The organism is Roseibium album (genome assembly GCF_001404515.1).
GTDB classification, from domain to species: domain Bacteria; phylum Pseudomonadota; class Alphaproteobacteria; order Rhizobiales; family Stappiaceae; genus Roseibium; species Roseibium album.
Genome location: NZ_CXWE01000001.1, coordinates 819,001 through 840,917 on the forward strand (window position 1 = coordinate 819,001; position 21,917 = coordinate 840,917).

General features: G+C 57.5%; 2 protein-coding genes (1 of these 2 running past the window's edge). Both read left to right on the forward strand.

All coding sequences use genetic code 11. The features are described from left to right. Entirely contained in the window at positions 1–20,679 is a 20,679-nt protein-coding gene (locus LA5095_RS32295) for an SDR family NAD(P)-dependent oxidoreductase (protein ID WP_055112030.1), read from the forward strand. Further along, on the forward strand, positions 20,676–21,917 hold the 5' portion of the coding sequence (locus LA5095_RS03740) for a flavin-containing monooxygenase (protein ID WP_055112032.1). It continues 93 nt past the right edge of the window; 1,242 of the gene's 1,335 nt are visible here — the first part of the coding sequence; its start codon is at positions 20,676–20,678; the stop codon falls past the right edge of the window. The genes LA5095_RS32295 and LA5095_RS03740 overlap by 4 nt, the downstream gene beginning before the upstream one ends.

Below are 21,917 nucleotides of genomic sequence, written 5' to 3' on the forward strand. Positions count from 1 at the left end.
ATGGGGGGAAACAGTCAGAAAGAACCGGTCGCGATCATTGGGCTGGGTTTGCGTTTGCCCGGTGCTGAGACCTTGGACGGCTTCTGGGAGCATTTGGCTGCTGAGCGCTCTTTGATCACGGAAGTGCCTGCGGAACGCTGGGATGCAAAGGCGGTCTATGGAAATCCGGCAAAGGGCAACAAGACCAATAGCATCTGGGGTGGTTTTGTCGAAGACGCGGATTGTTTCGATGCGGAATTTTTCGGAATTTCGCCTCGTGAAGCGGCGTGGATGGATCCGCAGCAGCGTTTTGCCTTGGAAATGTCGTGGCAGGCCATCGAAGACGGCGGATACCGGGCATCTGACCTGGCAGGCAGCCGTACGGGCGTGTTCATGGGCGTGTGCCACTGGGACTACGCGGAACTTCTGGAAAAACACCTGACGGTTGTCGATGCCTATCTACCGACAGGCATTGCATTTTCGATCATATCCAACCGGGTTTCTCATTTTTTTGATTTTCATGGCCCCAGCATCACCAACGATACGGCGTGCGCAGCCTCCATGACATCCATATATGAGGCCGTTCGGGCGCTCCAGGACGGAACATGTGATCTTGCTCTCGCCGGCGGGGTCAATTTGATTTGGTCACCCAATCATTTCGTGGCCTTTTCCAAAGCGGGCATGTTGTCCAAAGACGGCAAGAGCAAGGCGTTTGATGATGCTGCGAATGGCTATGTGCGCGGGGAAGGCGGTGCCGTTCTGCTGCTCAAACCCTTGTCACATGCGCTTGCAGATGCAGATCCAATTCATGGCGTCATCAAGGGCGTTGGAATAAACCATGGCGGTCGGACAAACTCGCTGACCGTCACCAGTCCGGACGCGCAAGCAGAGCTGATCAAGCAGGTTCATCGCGAGGCGGGTGTTTCACCTGATACCGTCGATTTTGTCGAAGCTCACGGCCCAGGCACGCCACTTGGTGACCCGATTGAAATTGCCGGGCTGAAAGCAGCGTTTTCCGAGTTGGCTGCCGAAAACAAGGTGAGCCTGACGGCTGGGGCATGCGGCATAGGATCCGTCAAGACAAACATCGGTCATTTGGAGGGAGCTGCCGGAGTGGCCGGTGTCGTCAAGGTGCTGGCCGCGCTCAAACATGGTCGGTTACCGGCAAATTCCGGTTTCAGGGAGGAAAACCGCCTGATTGATCTTGGCGGATCCTCCTTCCGGATTCAAAAGGAGCAAACCGAGTGGCCGGAAGGTGGAGACCGTCCACGCAGGGCGTGTGTCAGTTCGTTCGGATTTGGCGGCAGCAACGGGCATGTCTTGCTGGAAGAGGCCCCGGGTCAAAGCGTCAGGCAGATGCGAAGATCGATCGCCGCTGTTCCCTTGTCTGCAACAAGTACCGAGCGTTTGGCAGAATACGCGGCACGGCTGCTAGGGTTTGTTGAAGAGATCAATCCAGACACCGTTACGCTCGCCGACATCGCGCGCACCTATCAGATGGCCCGCGAACCAATGGATGTCCGCTGTGTCTTTCTTGTTTCGGATTTAACTGAACTTGCCTGTGCCTTGCGGGAGTTTCTGGTCTTGGGTGCTGACGGGCAAATTGTCCTGCCGAAAGACAGTTCCGGCAAGACTTCCGCAAAATCATCCAAAATCAGGCGCCTTGCGAACGAGTGGTTGCAAGGCCAATCTGTTGATTGGGCGTCGGCGAGGAGGATCGGCAAAGGGCGGCGAACGCACGCGCCAGGTTATCCCTTCGACAGAAAGCGGCACTGGATGGATCTGTCCCTGGGAGCGAAGAGCCAACAGGGACCGCTTCATCCGCTGCTGCACACCAACACATCCGGCTTTGACAGATGCAGCTATGAAACCTGTTTGACAGGCAGTGAATTTGTTCTTGAGGACCATCATGTCGGCGGCAAGCAGATTCTGCCCGGCGTCGCGGCTCTCGAAATGGCCAGAGGGGCTTCGGATCTGGCTGGCGTGTTGAATTCCGGGGGGTGTCTAATTCAAGATGTGATTTGGCGCCGTCCAGTCCAACTTGAGAACAGGCAGACACTAACCATTGAAACACGTCTGGAACGGCAAGATCAGGAGAAAATCAATTTTCAGATAGCCGCACCGGGGAGCGCAAAGAACGAGGCCAATGTAACTGGCACCCTTTGCATTCGTGACTTTGCAGATCAGGAGGTCGAGGACCTCGAAGAATTGATACGCCGCATTGCGGATCCTGTTGAGACGGACGTCTGTTACGACTGGCTTCGCCAGAGCGGCGTTGATCACGGGCCTGCATTCCGGGCGTTGTCCAGGGTAAACCGAAGTGGTCAGGAAGTTCTCGCCCAGATAAAGTTGCCCCGTCGTCTGATGGCTTCTCTCGAGGCGATGCCGCTGCACCCGGTATTGCTGGATGCTGCAATACAGGCGTGGGTTGCTTCCGGAAACGCGCCGCCAACGGGAGCCGGTGTCCCGTTTTCATGTCAGCAGATTGAAGTCCATGGTGCCTGCGAGATGGTGATGTGGGCGCATGTCCGGATGCGAGATGGCGCGCAGGACGCACCGGTTCGGCAACTGGATATCGATTTGCTGGATCGCAGTGGCGCGCGCAAAGTCAAATTCAAGGGTCTGGTGTTGCGGGTCATCGATCACGACCATCTGCTGGAGCCGGTTTCCGGCGCAGATGAGGACCTGCCGCTGATCGTGACTGACGGTGGATGGCAAAGTCTTCCGCTAGAAGTCCGCGCTAGCGATGTCGGTGACCGGCGGCTTCGGCTCCTCTTGATCGGGATTGATGAGGTCGTTGCAGCCGAGCTTGTCAATGCGACGGGTTGGAGCGTTGAGAGACTGCCGGATGTGGGGGGACTTGAAGATGCGGAAGCAGTTCAAGTCCTTTATGCCGCAGGCTTTTCGGCTGTTCGGCAGTGCCTTGAGAATCGAGCCGAAAAACTTGTCGACATTCTCGTGCTGGCGGCGGAAGACGTTCCGGCGGTTGTAACTGCGCCGCTCGTTGGTCTTTTGAAAACCGCGATGATCGAAAGCCCCAGGGTCCGGGGACGTCTTGTTTCAATAGCTGGAGACATCTCCATTGGCCGGTTGCGCGCCATTGCGGGAGCAGAACACGCCGCTAGCGACGAATTGGCTGAAATACGGTACGACGCGAGCGGGAACCGAAGCGCCTGGCTTCCGGTATCAAACGCCGTCCTTGGAGAATCTGAACCCTTTCACGCCAATTCGAAAGGCGTTTACTGGATCACGGGCGGATTGGGTGGTTTGGGGCGCATTTTTGCCGACTGGCTGTTTTCCAGGGGAGCGCGGAAGCTGCTCCTGACCGGTCGCAGCGACACGCCGCCCGGTGATGCAGAACTGTGGATGTCAGGTCTTCGCAAGAAAGGCGCACAAGTACATTACTGGCCTTGTGACATTTCCGATTTGTCGGATGTGGAACGTATCTCCATACGCGCTGACCGGGAAATAGGTCCTTTGAAAGGGATCATTCAATCGGCCGGTGTCCTGAATGACGGGTTTATCCGGCTTCAGGATTCGAAGGCGGCTGAGGACGTCTTTGCACCCAAGGTCACCGGGACCGTCAACATAGACAAGGTCACAAAAGACATCGACCTGGACTTCTTTGTCTTGTGCTCCTCCATTGCGTCGGTTTTCGGAAATGCCGGTCAAGCCGCCTATGGTGCAGCGAATGCCTTTCTGGATGCCTTTGCAGAACGTCGCGCAAATGATGTTCTGGCAGGCGGGCGGAAAGGCAAGGTGGTCGCAATCGCCTGGCCCCTTTGGGCCGATGGTGGCATGTCCGTCGACAAGGCAACGCTGGGCGCTGTGAAAAAACGCCTTGGCCTGACGCCATTGCCTCGCGAAGCCGGGCTAAAAGCGCTTGAAACGATCCTCTCGGGGCAGGGCACACCACGTTGCACCGTTCTACACGGCGATCTGGAGCGGATCGACGATGTTCTGGCCGAGTATGGCCAGACACCGGAGGATGTTGACGCAAGCATAGCCAAGAATGCGCGCGCGCCGACAATTACAGAACCAGTTACCGACACGAAGGCCCTCAAACGAAAAACCATCGAGTTCGTGCGCGGAATTCTCGCTGATGTTCTGGAAATGGATGTTTCCCGGATCAAAGCCAACCGCAAGCTGGAAGAATACGGTCTGGATTCGATTGCGATTGTTGAAAGCACCAGTCGTTTGGAAGAGGCGATCGGCCCTTTGTCGAAAACGCTCTTCTTTGAATTTGTAGACGTGGATGGCGTTGCAAGCCATCTCATCGAAGAACATGCCGCGGCGCTTCAACAGGCTCTTGGAGAGGAGACACCGGCGAGACAATCCGCTGCCGCACGGAGCAGTGTCGGTGACCAGATTGGTTCGCAGCCGATCCCGGTCAAAACCGATCCTGCCGGGCCGCAACCCGCCCGGGCCGGCAGCCATGACATTGCCATTGTCGGCCTGTCGCTGCATGTTTCGAAAGCCGACGATCAGGACGCTTTCTGGAAATTGCTTTCGGAAGGCATCGACGGGTTTGAACCGGTTCCAAAGGACCGTTGGAACAATGGCGCCCTTCATCACGCAGAGCGGGATGTTCTGGGCAAGACCGTCGTCAAGACCGGTGCGTTTCTCAAGGATATCGACAAGTTTGATCCGCGTTACTTCCGCATCTCAAAGGCGGAGGCGGAGTTGATGTCGCCAGAGGTTCGGCTCTTCCTTCAGGCCAGCGTCGAAGCCTTCGAAGATGCCGGTTATTCGCGCGAAACCATGGCCAGGCGCTATGATGGCGACGTTGCCGTGATCGTTGGTTCGATGACCAATGAATACGACCTCTACGGTTTTCAGAACATGCTGATGCGTGGCTCCCTCGCCAGTGGCAGCTACACCGGGACCGTTCCAAATATGGTGTCCTATTTTTACGGTTTCACCGGTCCCTCTTATTTCCTGGACACAATGTGCTCGGCCTCGTCCACCTGTGTCCATGAAGCCGTTCACATGCTGCGGGCAGGGCGGTGTAAAATGGCGCTGGCTGGTGGCGTCAGCCTGCTTCTTCATCCGCAAAAGCTGATCGCGACGTCGCAGGAGCACTTCACTACCAAGTCCGCCGATGTCATTCGGGGCTACGGTCTCGGCGCGGAGGGTACGATCCTTGGCGAAGGCGTCGGTGCGCTGGTTCTGAAGCCGCTTGCAGATGCCGAACGCGATGGAGATCATGTCTATGGCGTCGTCACCGGCACAGGCATAAGCAATGCAGGTGTCCGCAACGGTTTCACCGTACCCAATCCCAACCAGCAGGCGGTAGCAATAGAGCGGGCACTTGAGGACGCCGGTATCGGACCGCAGACGATCGGCTATATCGAAGGGCACGGGTCGGGAACCGCTCTCGGGGATCCGATTGAGGTAAAGGCCCTGACGCATGTGTTCCGCAAACACACCGATGCGGTGCAAACCTGCCCCATCGGAACGGTCAAGAGCAATGTGGCTCACCTTCTTGGCGCATCCGGACTTGCCGGCCTGGTCAAAGTGCTGGCCCAGTTCAGACATGGTCAGCTTGCGCCTTCGCTTCACGCCGAGACGCTGAACCCGGACATTCCCTTTCAGACTTCCCCGTTTTTTGTCCAGCGTGCATTGACCCCCTGGCGCCGGCTGATTGATGAAAACGGCGTCGAACTGCCGCGCCGGGCGGGTGTTACCTCCATCGGTGCCGGGGGGATGAACTCCCATATTGTTTTGGAAGAACACCGCGCGGCGGTCCGCGCGGCAGACCTGGGTGAACCTGACCTTCTGGTGTTCTCTGCGCTGGCACCGGAGAGACTGAAAGAAGTTTTGAAGCGCTTTGCCGCCTTTCTGGAACGCACGCCGGATTGCCGCCTTTCCGATGTGGCCTATACGCTGCAGACCGGCAAAAACGAACTTTCCTGCCGGATGGCAGTGGCCGCCACAAGCATTTCGGATGCGCGCACCTTCATTGAGAGTTTTCTGACATCGGATACGCCCGTATCGGGCATGATGTATGTCCCGAATATTCTTGAAACCGATCCGCCCGACGATCTTGAGGATGTGGCTACAGCTTGCGCGGAGCGGCATTTGCAGACGGTCGCAAAAGCCTGGTGCCATGGCGCACCCATGGATTGGGACCTCTTCAATCTCGGCAGAGACGTGCGCCGAATGTCCCTGCCTGCCTATCCGTTCGAAAAGGTCCGGTGCTGGTATCAGCAGGACGCCGATGCTCCGTCGGTCGTCAATCCGCTCGGGTCACGCTTCAAACTGCACCCTTTTATTGGCGAAAACCAGTCGGATGTGACCGGATTGCGCTACCGCACAGTGCTTCACCTCAAAGAATTGCGGGACTATGTTTATCTCGACGCGGGCCGGGAGACGGTCCTGCCAATCGCCGCCGCGGAGATCGCCTGCTCGGTGGCAAAAATCTCTGGCGTTGCCGAAGAGCCGACACTGTCAAATCTCGAATTCCTGTTCACTCCGGTGTGGCCGGAAGTAGAGGAACTCCAGATTGAGGTCAGGCCTCAATCAGCGGACGGCTGCATTATCGAGATCACCGTGGCGACGGTGGATGGCAACCGCCTCAAGTGGGCCGAAGCGAGCGCTGCGCGTGGAGGCACGACAGGTGACAGCAGGTTCGACCTGGAGGCCTTGAAAAATGCTTCCACCCGCCTTCTCGACGTCAAAGATTTCTATGGTCGCTTGAAAGAGCAGCGCCTCTCTTTTGCGCCCTATCTGGAGAGTGTGGAGGGTCTTTGGGAACTATCCGGTGGCGGGGCCTTGTGCCGCCTGAAGGACGAGCCGCTGCAACAGGATTTCTTCAAGAAAAACATTTGCTGTCCAGCTCCAGCGCTTGCCGCCGCTTTTGAGTTGCTCCGCATTGTGGTTCCCGCTGAAGCTGGATCACTACTGCGAGGCCTTGGACATGTCTCTCTAGCAGCTGGTGAAATAGCATACATACTTTGCCGCCTCGGGCGCACAGGCCTCCCAAATATTCACTTTCTGAACGCGGACGGATCAGTCGTCGGGATCATCTCCGATATCCGCCTGGGCGCGCGAAAGCAGGTTGCGGCAGGTCAAACATATGTTGACGTTGACGCGGGACCTTCGGAAACTCACGCAGATACGCTTCAACGGGATTTACGGGAAAAGGCCGCCGCAATCCTGAAGTTTTCAGCCGCCGATATTGGAGCGCGCGAGACCTTCCATGACCTGGGTTTCGATTCCATTTCCCTCGCGCGTTTCGCAAACGACATCAGCCAGGCCTACGGCATCGAGGTTTCACCGGCGGTTTTCTTCGAATGTGAACATGTAGAAGCGCTTACGTACCATCTGATCGGCCGGCATGATCTGAAACCTCCGGAAATGCCTGAGGTTGCAGACACTCTGCGCGTGGCGTCTTCTGATGGTCTGGAAGACGGGGGCATGCGTGAAAGAAGCGCCCGGTTTTCGCGTTGGTCGGGTACACCTGAGGAGCCAGCACCGGAGAACCGGATCGCAATTATTGGCATGGCTGGCCGGTTTCCGCAGAGCCCAGATGTTGAAACGTTCTTCGATCATCTGCTGGAGGGACACGATTTAACGGGCGATCTGCCCCTTGGCCGATATTCCCAAGTCTATGCCGACAGGTTTGCAAAAGCGGGTTTTGCAAAGCATGGCGGGTTTTTGAAGGATATTGACCGCTTCGATGGGGCTTTCTTCAATGTCTCGCCGGTCGAAGCCGAACGGCTTGATCCTCAGCAGAGACTCTTGTTGGAAACCTCCTGGCGTACTCTGGAAGACGCCGGATACAAGCCGCAGGACCTGCCGCGCGATACCGGTGTTTTCATCGGCATAACCTCGCTGGATTATGCCGAACTGTGGCGTTCGGAGGACCTCCCGTCCGATGGCTATGTTGCCACTGGCAATTCCCTCGCGATGGCTGCAAACCGTCTTTCGCATCAGTTCGATATTCACGGACCGAGCCAGGCGATTGATACGGCATGTTCCAGCTCACTCGTTGCAATGTTGCGGGCTCGAGACACTCTGTTAAGTGGCAAATGTTCGGCTGCCATTGTCGGTGGCGTCAATTTGTGTCTGGCGCTGGACGGCTTTGAAGGTCCGTATCAGGCAGGAATGCTGTCACCAGCCGGCCGTTGCCACACCTTTGGACAGGCAGCAGACGGCTATGCGAGAGGCGAGGGTGTGGCAGCCCTTTTGCTGAAAAGGTTGACCGACGCAGAACGCGACGGTGATCGCATCCACGGTGTGATCGCCGGGGGCGCTGAAAACCATGGTGGCCGGTCGGGAGCTTTGACAGCTCCGAACGCCAAAGCACAGGCGCGGCTGATCATCGAGGCAATGCAAGATATTGATCCGAAGTCCGTCAGCCACATTGAGGTGCATGGCACAGGGACCGAACTGGGAGATCCCGTTGAAATCAACGGTTTGCGCCGCGCCTATTCCGAATTGCTGGGCGCTGAGCCAATTGCCAATCCCTGGATTGGCCTTGGAACCGTGAAATCGGCGATCGGTCACCTGGAGGCCGCAGCCGGTATCGCCGGTGTCATCAAGGTGCTGATGGCCATGCGCCGGAACGAACTCCCACCCACATTACACAGCGAACCACGCAGTCCGCACATCGATCTGGAGGGCAGTCCATTCAGGATTTTGACCCGGCGGGAACCCTGGAAACGAGGCAATGATCGCCACCCAAGACGGGCCGGGGTAAGCAGTTTCGGGTTCGGTGGTGCGAACGCACATGTTGTGCTGGAAAGCGTCGATACTGAGCAGCGCCTGACACGGTCCCCGTTGGTAGCGCACAGGTTCGACGAGACCCGCTATTGGCTGCCCGCTGCAAGGCGTGCTGAAAGCAATCGCGAGAAGATGCTCTTTTCGGCGAAGTGGACAACAGCAGAGGCGACAGCCTCCACTCCTTTCTCGGGCCGCCATGTCGTCGTCGGTTGCGGGGTCCATGTTCCGGCCGACCGGGCCGTAACCAGCCACAACCTGCTTCTTGCCGGCGGGACTATCTTCGACAGATATACCGATGCGGCCGAACAGCTTCTGGAAATCCTGCGGCAGGAAATGGCCTCCGGTGGCAAGGAAGATGTTCTTGTCCAACTTGCCGTTCCACTTGAGGGAGAAAATGCTCTTTTCAGCGGGCTGACCGGCATGCTGCAAACGGCTCACGAAGAAGACCCTCGTATTCGCGGTCAGGTCGTTGAGGTCCCGCTTGCCGGTTCGTCCGAGCAGACCCTGGTCTGGCTGAAGGAGGCTGCTGGCGATTTGCACAGCGTGCGCATGCGCTACGTTGAAGGACAACGTCAGGTTTGGTGTTGGCAGGAGCTGGCAGAGCGAACCGTCGAAACCCCGTGGCGCACCGGGGGTGTTTATCTGATCACGGGAGGGATGGGTGGTCTGGGGCGGTTATTGGCCGGACATATTGCCGTGACCGTCAAGAACGCCGTAATTGTTCTGACTGGCAGCAGTCCGATTGATGCAGACCGGAAAAAAGTCTTGTCCGGGTTGCGCGAAAAGGGTGCTGTCGCGGCCTACCGTCAGGTTGATGTCTGTGACCCGAAGGCTGTCCGTGATCTTGCTGCCCATATCATTGAGGTGCACGGAAAACTAAACGGGGTCTTCCATTGTGCCGGGGTTTTGCACGACGGATACATTGCCACAAAGTCCAGCAGGCACTTGAAAAGTGTCATGTCTTCGAAGGTGCAGGGTGCGCTGGCGCTTGCGGACGCTTGTTCAGATACATCACTCGACGCGTTCGTATTGTTTTCATCGCTTGCCGGGCCGTTCGGAAATGCCGGGCAAGCTTGTTACGCTGCAGCAAACGGCTTTCTGGACGTTCTCGCAACACGATCCGGAAACAGGATCACTGCTGTCGACTGGCCCCTTTGGGCGGATGGCGGCATGTCTGCTGATGACACGGTGAAAGACGCTCTTTACCGCCGGATGGGGCAGCGACCCCTGGAGACACAAGCCGGTTTGGCCGCGCTGGAAAAAGCCATTGTGTCTGACGCCGCCCAAGTAGCCGTGGTTGGTGGAAACGAGGCACGAATTCGGGCGTTTTTTGCCGCCGGAGAAAGAGCGACGGCGCCGGATAGGTCAGCGCCTGTACACGATGATGCAGGTCTCGCGAACGCTTCAGGTCAGTTTAAAGACAAAGTGGTCCGGAAACTCGGCGCTTTGTTCGCCGAGATCAGCGGTCTTGCGGCAAGCGCGATCAATCCGCAAACGCCCTTGGAAGACTACGGCATCGACTCGCTGATGATTACCAGGCTCAACAGCCGGTTGGATGACGTCTTTGAAAAACTGCCCAAAACCCTGTTCTTCCGCTACCGGACGCTGCATGAGGTCAGTACGTTCCTCGTTGAAACCCAACCCGTAGCATGTGGAGTATGGACGGGGGAAACGGCCGGGTCTGAACAGCCTTTAAGCCGACGCGCCCGCGTTGTGCCCACCTCCGGGATATCGTCGTCAAGCCTCGCCGATGATGAACCGATTGCCATCATCGGCATGAGCGGAACCTATCCCGATGCAGCCAATCTGGAAGAATTCTGGGACAACTTGCTTGCCGGCCATGACGCAGTCGGTGCTGTCCCCGATGACCGCTGGGCGTTGGAGGAGGTCTTCGACCCCGATCCCGACAAGGCCGTGGCGCAGGGCAAAAGCTACTGCAAGTGGGGTGCGTTTCTGGACGGTTTCGCCGATTTCGACCCGATGTTCTTCGGTCTGTCTCCGCGGGAGGCCGCAGGCATGGATCCGCAGGAACGGCTGTTTCTGATGACCGCCTGGCAGGCTATCGAAGATGGCGGCTATACGAGAGATCGATTGAAGGAAATAGCCGGTACAGAGCACGGTGGTGCACGCGTTGGTGTTTTTGCAGGCGTGACCAAGACCGGGTTCGCGCTTTTTGGGCCATTCCGGTCCGAGCACGGGGCGATGGTGCGGCCATCGACATCCTTTGCCAGCTTCGCCAACCGGGTATCGCACATCCTGGATCTCTCCGGCCCAAGTCTGCCTGTCGACACGATGTGCTCGTCTTCGCTCTCTGCAATCCATGAGGCTTGCGGGCAACTGAGAAGCGGGAGTTGCGCCCTGGCACTGGCCGGTGGCGTCAATCTTTATCTGCATCCATCGAATTATGCTGAGCTAAGCGCGGCTCGAATGTTGAGCCCGACAGGCCGGTGCCGGAGTTTTGGCGCAGGCGGCGACGGGTTTGTTCCCGGTGAGGGAGCCGGATGCGTTCTGTTGAAACCGTTGTCCCGGGCCATAGCAGATGGGGACAGGATTCACGCGGTCGTTCGGGGCAGTGCCGTAAACCATGGCGGCCGCACAAACGGATACACTGTTCCCAACCCAGACGCGCAGCGGGATGTGATAGACGCCGCCCTTGACCGATCCGGGCTCAAGGCGGGCGACATCAGTTACATCGAGGCGCACGGGACCGGCACGGAACTTGGCGATCCAATTGAAATCGATGGATTGACTCAGGCATTTGGCATTGTAACGGAACATGCCGGTTCGTGTGCACTGGGATCGGTGAAATCCTCGATAGGTCACCTGGAAGCTGCTGCTGGGATCGCCGGCTTGACCAAGGTGGTTCTGCAAATGAAGAACCGGGTGCTCGTTCCCAGTCTGCATGCGGAGCGGATCAACCCGAATATCGCCCTGGAGGAAACACCATTTGTAATTCAAAGGGAGGCAGCAACTTGGTCGTCCCGGTCACCGAGAAGGGCCGGGGTATCTTCCTTTGGTGCCGGCGGCGCGAATGCTCATGTGATTTTGGAAGAATGGGTAGACCAGAATGGCCCTTCTTCGAGTGGGGATGTCGCTGAAACACCGCAACTGATTTTGATGTCAGCACAAGACCCCGACAGGCTGAAAGAGTATGTGAAGCGGCTGCTCGGATTTTTGAAGAATTCTCCTTTGCCGAACCGGAAGTCTTTTAGTGAAAGCGTGTCACCTGAAGAAGTTCAGGCTGAACTCGGCCGTATCCTGGCAATTGATCCGGCACAGATTGACCCCGAGGAAGATTTCGATGCTCTTGGACTGGAAACATCACATATTCCTGCTTTGCAAAACTGGTGCGAAAAGACCTTTGGGCGCCGCCCAACGCCTGCGGATTTGGATATGTCCCGCTCGATCAATGGTCTGCTTGAGCTAATTGCGTCGAATTCTGTTGACCAGGGATTTCCCCGGACTGCTCCCAACCTTGCCGATATCGCCTATACGCTGCAGATCGGCCGTGAAGCGATGGACTGCAGGCTTGCCCTTGTGACGGCTAGTGCGGATGAGCTGCGGAACGCGCTTGATGCCTGGCTGAAAGATGAAGAGCCGTGCGTCCCGCACGCGCAGAGTATTCAGAATTCGAGGAAAGGCGCGCTTGGTGCGCTGGCAGCTGATCAGGTAATCGGGGATGTTGTCGAAAGAGCCTGGGAAACCGGCCATCTGGAAACAGTTGCCCGCCTTTGGGTCGAAGGCGTGAATGTGGATTGGGAACACTTGCAAGGGCATCGTTCCGGGCTCATCGTTTCTTTGCCAACCTATCCTTTTGCAAAAAACAGATACTGGCTCCCCGGAAGTGTAACTGGACTGGACAACGCGGTGCCCCACACCGCCCCAATCGAAGTCGCGGACATTCGTCAGAGCGTTGAGGAAAAGCGAGGCGACGTTGGGCTGCTTCAACACCAACAGCATCTGGAAGCTGCGGCCTCCCGCGTTTTGGCGGCGGTTCTGAACGAAGTTCGAGACGACGAGGTGACGCTGCCGTTCAAGAAATGGCTTGGCGCGGCGCGATCCCTGATATCAAACGGGCCTGGCGAATGCGATGAACCTCAAGCGTGGACCGCTTGGGAAAAGGCCAGGCAGGCAGGCAAGTCGCGGGCACAATTTGAATTGGCAGAAACGGCCCTGCGGTCGTTGCCGGACATCCTGACCGGTATAAAAAAAGCCACCGACGTTCTATTCCCAGATGGGCGTCAGTCTCTTGTAGAAGCGGTCTACAAGGAGAACCAGGTGGCTGCGCGCTTCAGTCAAACGGTCGCGGAAACCGTCGGAAAAATTGTGGCGGCAGACAAGACTCCAGGGCGCAAATTCCGAATTCTGGAAATCGGAGCAGGGACGGGTGGTACGAGCGAACCCGTGTTTGCAGCTTTGGCCCCCCATCGGGACAGGATTGCCGAATATGGATATTCGGACGTGTCACGGGCATTTTTGATTCACGCCGAACGGAATTATGCCGACCGGGTTGCCGGTTTGCGTCCGATGCTGCTGAACATTGAAAAACCGCTCTCGGAACAGGGTATCGAATCCGGGTGCTATGACATTGTGATTGCCGCGAACGCTCTACATGCAACAGCGGATATTTCCAGCACGATTGCAAGGGTGCGTGAAACGTTAAGGCCGGGCGGTCTCCTGCTCTTAAACGAAACCAGCAGACCCACCGTCTTCACGCATGTGACTTTTGGTTTGCTGGATGGCTGGTGGCGTTTTGTCGATGGAGACCGGCGTATCCCGGGGTCGCCCTCGCTGACTTCCGAAGGTTGGCGAGAGGCGCTTGAGGCAAACAGCTTTGAGTGGGTCTGTTGTTCTTCTGCCCAGGAACAGGAGTTGGGGCAACAGATTATCGTTGCCAAAGCAGATCAAAGGCCGCTTGAGGTTTCTGGCCTTGCACTCCCTTCCGAAGCGTATGGCGAAACGGATGTGACCGTTCGCGACTGCCTGTTGGCGGCGTTGGGTGAAACGCTCAACATCGTGCCTGCGGCCATTGAAATTGAGCGCAGTTTTGCCGATTACGGTCTGGACTCGATATTGGGTGCCGAGTTCGTTCACCGTTTGCGCACGACATTTGGAATTGAGATCGATCAGACCGTTCTCTTCGATTTTACAAATGCTTCCAGATTGCTGGCGCATTTGCTCAGCGGCTATCCCGGGATTTCAGAACAAAGTGAAAAGGCAGCCTTCGAATCCCGCGACACACTTGCCGCCTCTGCCGCGCAACCGTCAGCGGATCCCGAGATCACGGCCGCTGCACCGAGGGAGACCGATGAGTCGATAGCGATCGTTGGAGCAAGCGGCCGGTTCGCAAAATCACCGACGATGGACGATCTTTGGGACCATCTGATTGCAGCTGAAGACCTGGTTGAGCCGGTGAGGCGCTTCGATCTGTCGCCGTTTCACCGGGATGCCGAAGCGGGGAACTATGGCCGGCATGGCAGCTTCCTCGATCGTATCGATGGCTTTGATCCGGTGTTCTTCGGAATTTCCGGCGTTGAAGCGACCTATATGGATCCACAGCAACGGCTCTTCCTGGAAGAGGCATGGAAGACGCTGGAGAGCGCTGGACATGCAGGCGAGGATATGATCGGTCGTCGCTGTGGCGTGTTCGTGGGCTGTGCGCATGGGGATTATCAGGAACTTTTTGATGAGCAGCCGCCGGGCCAGGCGTTCTGGGGGAACACGACGTCGCTTATCCCGGCGCGTATTTCCTATTGGCTTGATCTGAAAGGACCGGCAGTCGCCATTGATACAGCTTGCTCAAGTTCCCTCGTTGCACTGCATTTGGCTTGTCAGAGCCTTCGAAACGGGGAATGCGACCTGGCGCTGGCAGGCGGCGTTTTCGTTCAGTGTTCACCGCGCTTTTTCCGCTATGCGAATGCGGCACGGATGTTGTCATCGACCGGCCGCTGCGCCGCCTTCGGTGCCAGCGCCGACGGTATCGTTCCGGGAGAAGCCGTCGGAGCTGTTCTCCTGCGGCCACTCAAGGATGCGCTGAAAGATGGCGATACGATCCTCGGTGTGGTGGCCGCGTCAGGAACCAATCAGGATGGCACCACCAATGGCATCACTGCGCCGAGCGCATCGTCTCAGGAGCGTTTGATCCGTCAGGTCTACGAGGAAAATGCCATTGATCCGGGCACCATCGACTATGTCGAGGCTCATGGCACGGGAACCGTTCTGGGAGACCCGATAGAGCATGCAGCTCTCACCCGGGCATTTGGCAAAAACAATCGGCGTAAAGTCTATCTTGGAGCGGTGAAGTCGAACATTGGGCATGCGACCACTGCGGCGGGAATTGCAGGCCTTGCCAAGGTGCTCTTGAGCTTGCGCGAGCAAACTATTCCCCCGAGCATCCATTTCGGCACAGGTAACCCGGCCATCGATTTCCCTTCCAGCCAATTTGCGGTCAATACGCAACCGGTGGCGTGGCCAAAGGGTGGGGGCAAGAAACGCAGGGCGGCGATCAGTTCGTTTGGTTTCAGCGGCACCAATGCCCACGCGGTCATTGAGGACGCGCCGGACAGGAAGGAAGAACCGGAACCCGCCGGTGATCTGCTTTTTGTGCTTTCTGCCCGTACCCAAGATCAACTGAAGGCACAGGCTGAAATCCTGGTCATCCATCTTGAAAAGCCTCATGAGCTCCTCGCCGAAGATGTGTCATTCACGTTGATGGTTGGCAGACGGTCAATGGCGCACCGGCTGACACTTGTCGCAAGTGGCCTGGACGACGTCTGCCAGGCCTTGAGAACATGGCTGCGGGGGCGCGCGGACAGCGGAGTGGAATCCGGAGAGTTCCCTGTCACCGTCAATGGCGGGCCGCAGTTGCCTGCAAGGCTGACGGAAGCGGTCGGCAACACAAGGGGCGCCAACTTGAGGGCCCTTGGACGGAAATTCCTGGCAGGCGCTTCCATTGACACCGGATCAGTTTTCCAGCGTCCACGGCTTCGGGTGCCGCTGCCAACCTATCCGTTTGCCGACAAGAGCTACTGGGTGGCTGGCAAGCGAGCAGCGGCGGACCGCAATACGCCCGGTGACGATTCTGCAACCCGGTCGGCGCCGTCTGCAAAGCGCGGCGAGCCTGTCCTGGCGGCGGTTCCCAAACCAAAGATAACCTTGGCGGAGCCGGCTGCCGAAGTTGCGGTCTCGCGCGGTTCCGCCGTCGCCCGATCCGGAAAAGTCGTTCTCGCACCCCTTGCGGCCACTTCCGAAAAGGAAGCTATGGCTGGCGAAGTCCTTTCAGATGCGACTACAGAGGGCGTTCATGTTCTGACCCTTTCGGGCATCTGGGGGCCTCAACAAGCTGATTTGTTCGCCCAGGCGCTTGAAAAATCGGGCGTGGACGAAACCATACGCGCGATTGTAGTCGTTCTGGCGGATGATTGGGACACGTCAGGGGATTGGCCAGCCGAGTTGGAATTGGCAGTCTTGCTTGAGTGCCCTGTTCCGGTTGTGGTGTGTGCCGGTGGCGATACGCCTGACCGGGCGAGCGCACTTCTTGCTGTCGCCGATTTCATTGTCGCAAGACGGTCTGTCGCACTCGGTAGGGAAGAATGGCGTGGTGCACTTCGGGTGGACGCCGGGCAGGAGTATGACGCGGCCCTGGCGCTGGCGAAAGATATCGCACAGGGACCGCGGAAGTCGCTGGTTCTCTTGAAGCAGCACATGCGTCGCGATTTGCCGCAGCTTCTTGGTGACAACACAGCTGCGCTGTTCCCCATGAATGCGGTGCGGGCCCCCGAGGGCAGGAAGCCACATCCGTCTTCAAGACCGATCACCTTGAAGACGGATGTGATGCGCCTTGAGCTCTTTGAGGATGGGGTGGCTCTCATAACCATGCTGGAGCGGTCCGGCCGCAACATGTTCACGCCCGATTTCATGGACGGACTAGAAGAGGCCTTCGGAACCGTCGCTTTGCTGCCGGAGGCCAAGGTGGTGGTGCTGACTGGGCACGACACCTATTTCGCATGTGGCGGTACCCGGGAAGGGCTCGACGATCTTCAGCAAGGTGGTAGCCGGTTTACAGACCGGAAGATCTATTCCCTGCCTTTGGAGTGTCGCCTTCCTGTCATTGCGGCTATGCAAGGGCATGCGATCGGAGCCGGCTGGTCTCTCGGCATGTATTGCGATCGCACGATCATGGCCGACGAGGCGATCTACCAAAGCAACTATCTGTTGCTGGGTTTTACGCCTGGAGCCGGGGCAACACTGATCTTCCCCAAAAGACTAGGTGATGAACTTGGACGGGAAATCCTGTTTTCGGCGCGACAGTACCGGGGCAAAGACCTGTCAGACAGAACAGAGCGTGCAACAAGTCATCCGGCGCGCGATGTGCTTGGTTTTGCCTTGGACGAAGCCCATGCGCTGGCCAGGGAACCGGTTGAACGGCTGATTGCCGTAAAAACAGGGCATGCCGAGGGTGTCCGCTTTGCGCTGGAAAAGGTTCTTGAGTGCGAACTTGCCATGCACGAGAAGACTTTCATCGGCAATCAGGACGTCAAACAGCGGATCGCAGCCAAGTTTTCTTCCGAAACTTTAGGGTCCAAAGAGAGGGAACCTGAAAGAGAGCCTGATCTTGACCGGTCGGCACTGAAAGCGGATCTGATCATGTCATTGGCGAATGACCTGATGATTGACGCATCTGACATCCGGCCACAGGACACTTTCCTGGAACTTGGACTGGATTCAATTCTGGCCGTTACCTGGATCCGCAATCTCAACAGGCAGTTCGACATCGCCTTACCGGCGACGGCCGTTTATGCATATCCGACGGTTCAGGCTCTGACCGGTCATGTTGCAGAGGTGATTGGTGCCGGTAACGCAGATGAACCGCGCGAGGAGGCCGAAGCCGGGCAACAACCGGCTGCTGCCGCATCCGTCGAAGGCACGGAGGAAGCAAGTGCCGTCGATCAAGATCTGCGGTCAGACATCATTACCTCGCTCGCACAGGACCTGATGATCGATCCGGGAGAGATTTCCGATCAGTCTGCCTTCCTGGATCTCGGGCTGGACTCGATCCTTGCCGTGACATGGATCCGAAAACTCAACGAGCAGTATGAAATCAATCTCCCCGCGACGGCTGTTTATGCGCATCCAACCGCAGGTGCGCTCGTCTCGCATATTGCCGGGCTGATCTCGGCGGCGGAAAATCCGGTCAGGGAACGCGAAGAGCATCATTCGGAGGAGCCTGTCGAGCCGCCACCGGGTAGATCCGGCCCGGCACCGGTCACGTTGCATGCAGCAAAGACAGAACCAGTTACCGGCAGCGGAGCAATCGCCATCATCGGCGCATCCGGCAAGTTTCCAAAGGCGGAAAGCCTCGAGACATTCTGGCAGAATATTGCGTCTGGCCGGGACTGTATCGACGCAGTTCCGTCCACACGATGGGATATCGACCGGTACTATGATCCTGATCCTCAGGCTCCGGGAAAAACCTATTGCAAGTGGATGGGTTGCCTCGAAGGAATTGACTGTTTCGACGCCGAGTTCTTCAACGTCACGCCATTGGAAGCAGTGTTTACGGACCCGCAGCAACGGCTTTTCCTGGAGACGGCTTGGCACGCGATTGAGGACGCCGCGATAGATCCGGCACAACTTTCCGGCAGCCGGTGCGGCGTTTATGCGGCGTCCGGTCCGAGCGGATACCAGGGCCTGATCGAGGAGGAGAATACCTACAGTCTTCTCGGAAATTCCGGGTCGATCCTGGCCGCACGGATTTCCTATCTGCTCGATCTGCGCGGAGCTTCGATCTCGGTGGACACGGCATGTTCCAGTTCTCTGGTCGCCATCGCCCAGGCATGCGAAAGTCTGCTGTCGGGCACTTCCGACCTGGCGATTGCAGGCGGGGCGTGCGTTCTTATTGGTCCGAAAATGTTCATAGATACGGCCAAGGTGAGCATGCTGTCGGCGGATGGACGGTGTTTTTCCTTCGACGAACGCGCAAACGGCTTTGTCCCCGGAGAGGGGGTGGGTGTCGTCATGCTGAAGCGTCTGGAGGAAGCGCAACGGGACGGCGATCCGATTAGAGCTATTGTTCGCGGCTGGGGGACCAATCAGGACGGGCGCACCAACGGAATTACGGCGCCAAATCCGAAAGCCCAGACCGCCCTTATCAAATCGGTCTACGAAAGGTTCGACATCGATCCGGCGAGCATTGGACTTTTGGAGTGCCACGGCACGGGCACGCCCTTGGGCGATCCCATCGAAGTGGAAGGATTGACCGACGCGTTTGAAAATGTTGCGGCAGGATACAGTTGTCCGATCGGCTCGGTAAAATCCAACATCGGTCATTTGCTTGCTTCTGCGGGGGTTGCAGGGACCTTGAAATCTATGCTGGCGCTGGAACACAGGCAGATCCCGCCTTCAATCAATATCGACATACCAAATCCCCATATCCCGTTTTCCAAGACACCTTTTTCAGTCAGCAAGTCACTGGAGGAGTGGCAGCAAGACAAGGCTGGTGCACCGCGGCGTGTCGCCGTCAGTTCGTTCGGTTTCAGCGGCACCAATGCGCATCTGGTACTTGAAGAACACGTTGCGCGAACCAAGGATTTTGGAGGGATGAAGCCCCGTGCCTTCGTGCTGTCTGCCAAAGACAAAGATCGTCTGATCGACTACGCGGCAGAGGTTGAGCGCTTTGTCACGGCGCGGCAGAACATCGATCTGGACGGTCTTGCCGCGGCCCTGCAGGCGAGCCGGTCCGGATTTTGCGACCGGCTGGCCTTCGTCTTCAACGACCGGACGGATCTTCTGCGCAAACTGGCAGCTGCAGCAAACGGGGTTCCGCTTGAGGGCATGCACTTCACGTCAAACGGCAACACCGGTTCGTCGGGCTTTGAACAGGATGGGGAAGTGCGGGCGCTGGGAGAGAAGTGGCTCCGGTCTGGTGATGCGCGTCAAGTGGACAAGGCTTTGGCGCTATGGGCCGGCGGCGTTGACTTGAGATGGCCCAAATCCGAAACTGCGCGGATCAACTTGCCCGGCTACCCGTTCAGGAAAACTGCATATTGGCCAAAACCGGAAGCCGCGAACCACGAAAGCCCGGCAGTGTCCGAGCCTTTGACGGGTGGTCCGTCCTGGTTTGGCGAACAGGCGATAGCGAGCGAAGTCGGCCAGATGACTATTCGGTTGAGCGGCGCCGAGCCCTACCTGACGACGCATACAAGCGGCGAGCAAAGACTGATGACAGGGCTATTGCTGCCTGAAATGTCTCGCAGCGTTTTGGAGCGGTTGACCGGCACGCGGGTCAACGGATTGCAGCACCTGTTGTGGGGAGCGCCGGTTGCAATAAACGGTAAGCCGCGCGAACTGAATATTTCGGTGATGTCCGATGCCGAAGGGTTGCTTTTCAGGGTCGAAGCTGACGGAGAGGACGGACATCCGTGCCATCTTGGATCCAGCGTTTCCGGGGCTTTGGCAGCGCCTGCCGGGAAGACCCTGGCTGGCAATCAACCGCTGCCGGGAACAGAAATCACCGACGTGTTCCGAAGTTTTGCCGAAGTTTGTTCTATTCACTCCGGTCCGCCGTCACCTGAGATGGCACGGGTTGATCAGGTATGCCGTGACGACGCTGTGTTCTGGGCGAGGCTCACGCGCCCGTCGAATGACGCTGCCGAAGCGGCGGGTATGGTTTTCGATCCCTTCATTCTGGATGCGGTCTGGCGCTTGCTGGCGTTCACAGTGTCGGACACCTCGTTTGAACATGATGGCCCGAAGGCGTTGCCGTTCCCCATGAGTGTTCAGGCCATGTATGGCTTTAAACCTGCCAGCGATCAGGTCACCGTGAAACTGTCTGCTGCGAGCGGATCTTCCAATGGTGTCACGGTGGAGGTCTACAATACGGACGGAAATGAAAGCCTGCGGCTGGTTGGTGTCAAATTGACGACATTGGATAAGGTCCAGGGCTTTGCGATCGAGGAGAACCTTCCCTCATGAGCACTGTGCCAAACAAGGTTGCGATTGTCGGGGGTGGACCAACGGGCATCGGGGTAGCGCGTGAGCTGATTGAAGGCGGCATAGAGGTGGATCTTTATGAGGCTGAAGCTGATTTCGGAGGTGTCTGGAATGCGGAGGCCGAATGTGGCCGGACGTATGAGTCCCTTCATCTGATTTCGCCGAAGTTCAACACTCAGGTCGCCGACTTTCCAATGCCGGAAAGCTATCCGCACTATCCGAACCACATGCAGATGCTGGCCTATATCCGCTCCTATGCAAGGGAGTTTGGTGTTTATGACCAGGCACACTTCAATGCTCCGGTTAGAAAACTCACGCAGGAAGGCGAAAACTGGCGGCTTCAAACCCGAGCCGGGCATGATGCACTTTATCCGCTGGTGATTGTCTGCAATGGCCTGCAGCGCGTCCCTCGATATCCGGAGCCTGCTTACTCTGGCGATTTTCGGGGCGAAATCCTCCATGTCAGAGACTACAAGTCGGCGAGCCAGGTTGCCGGAAAACGGGTTCTTGTGGTCGGCGGCGGTAACTCTGGGTGTGATATTGCCGTTGACGCCGCGCGAACGGCGCAAAGCGTCGCGCACAGTACGCGGCGCGGATATTACTACCAGCCGAAATTCATCTATGGAAAACCCACCCCTCAATGGATGATGGAGCTGGGGAACAAGTTTCCGACCAAAGAAGAAACGCTTGCTTACATCGAGGAAGTCTTCAAGCTCGCCGGATACGATGGCACAGACTACGGTCTTCCGAAGCCTGATTATCCGCTGGATGCGGCCCATCCGGTGATGAACTCGCTGTTGCTCTACTACATCGGCCATGGTGATATCACACCAAAAGGCGATATCGAATGCTTTGAGGGCAAGACTGCCATCTTCAGGGACGGAACCAGGCAAGACGTTGATCTGGTGCTTTACGCGACTGGCTATAGCCGCGATTTTCCTTTTCTCGACAAAGGTTTGCTGGAGTGGAAGGGAGATATCCCTGATCTATTCTTGCATTCCACGCCGCGCGATCTGGACAACATCCTGTTCATGGGTTTCATAAATGCTGCGGGTGGACTGGGAGACGGGCTGAAAACCCAGGGTCTGTTCGTTTTGAACTATGCCCGCGCCCTGTTCGGCAGGACGCCCGGCTTGGAGCAGTTCCTGAAAGCCAAGAAAACCGACACGCCGGATCTCGGACAGAATTACTTCATCGATTCCTACCGGCATCAGTGGGAG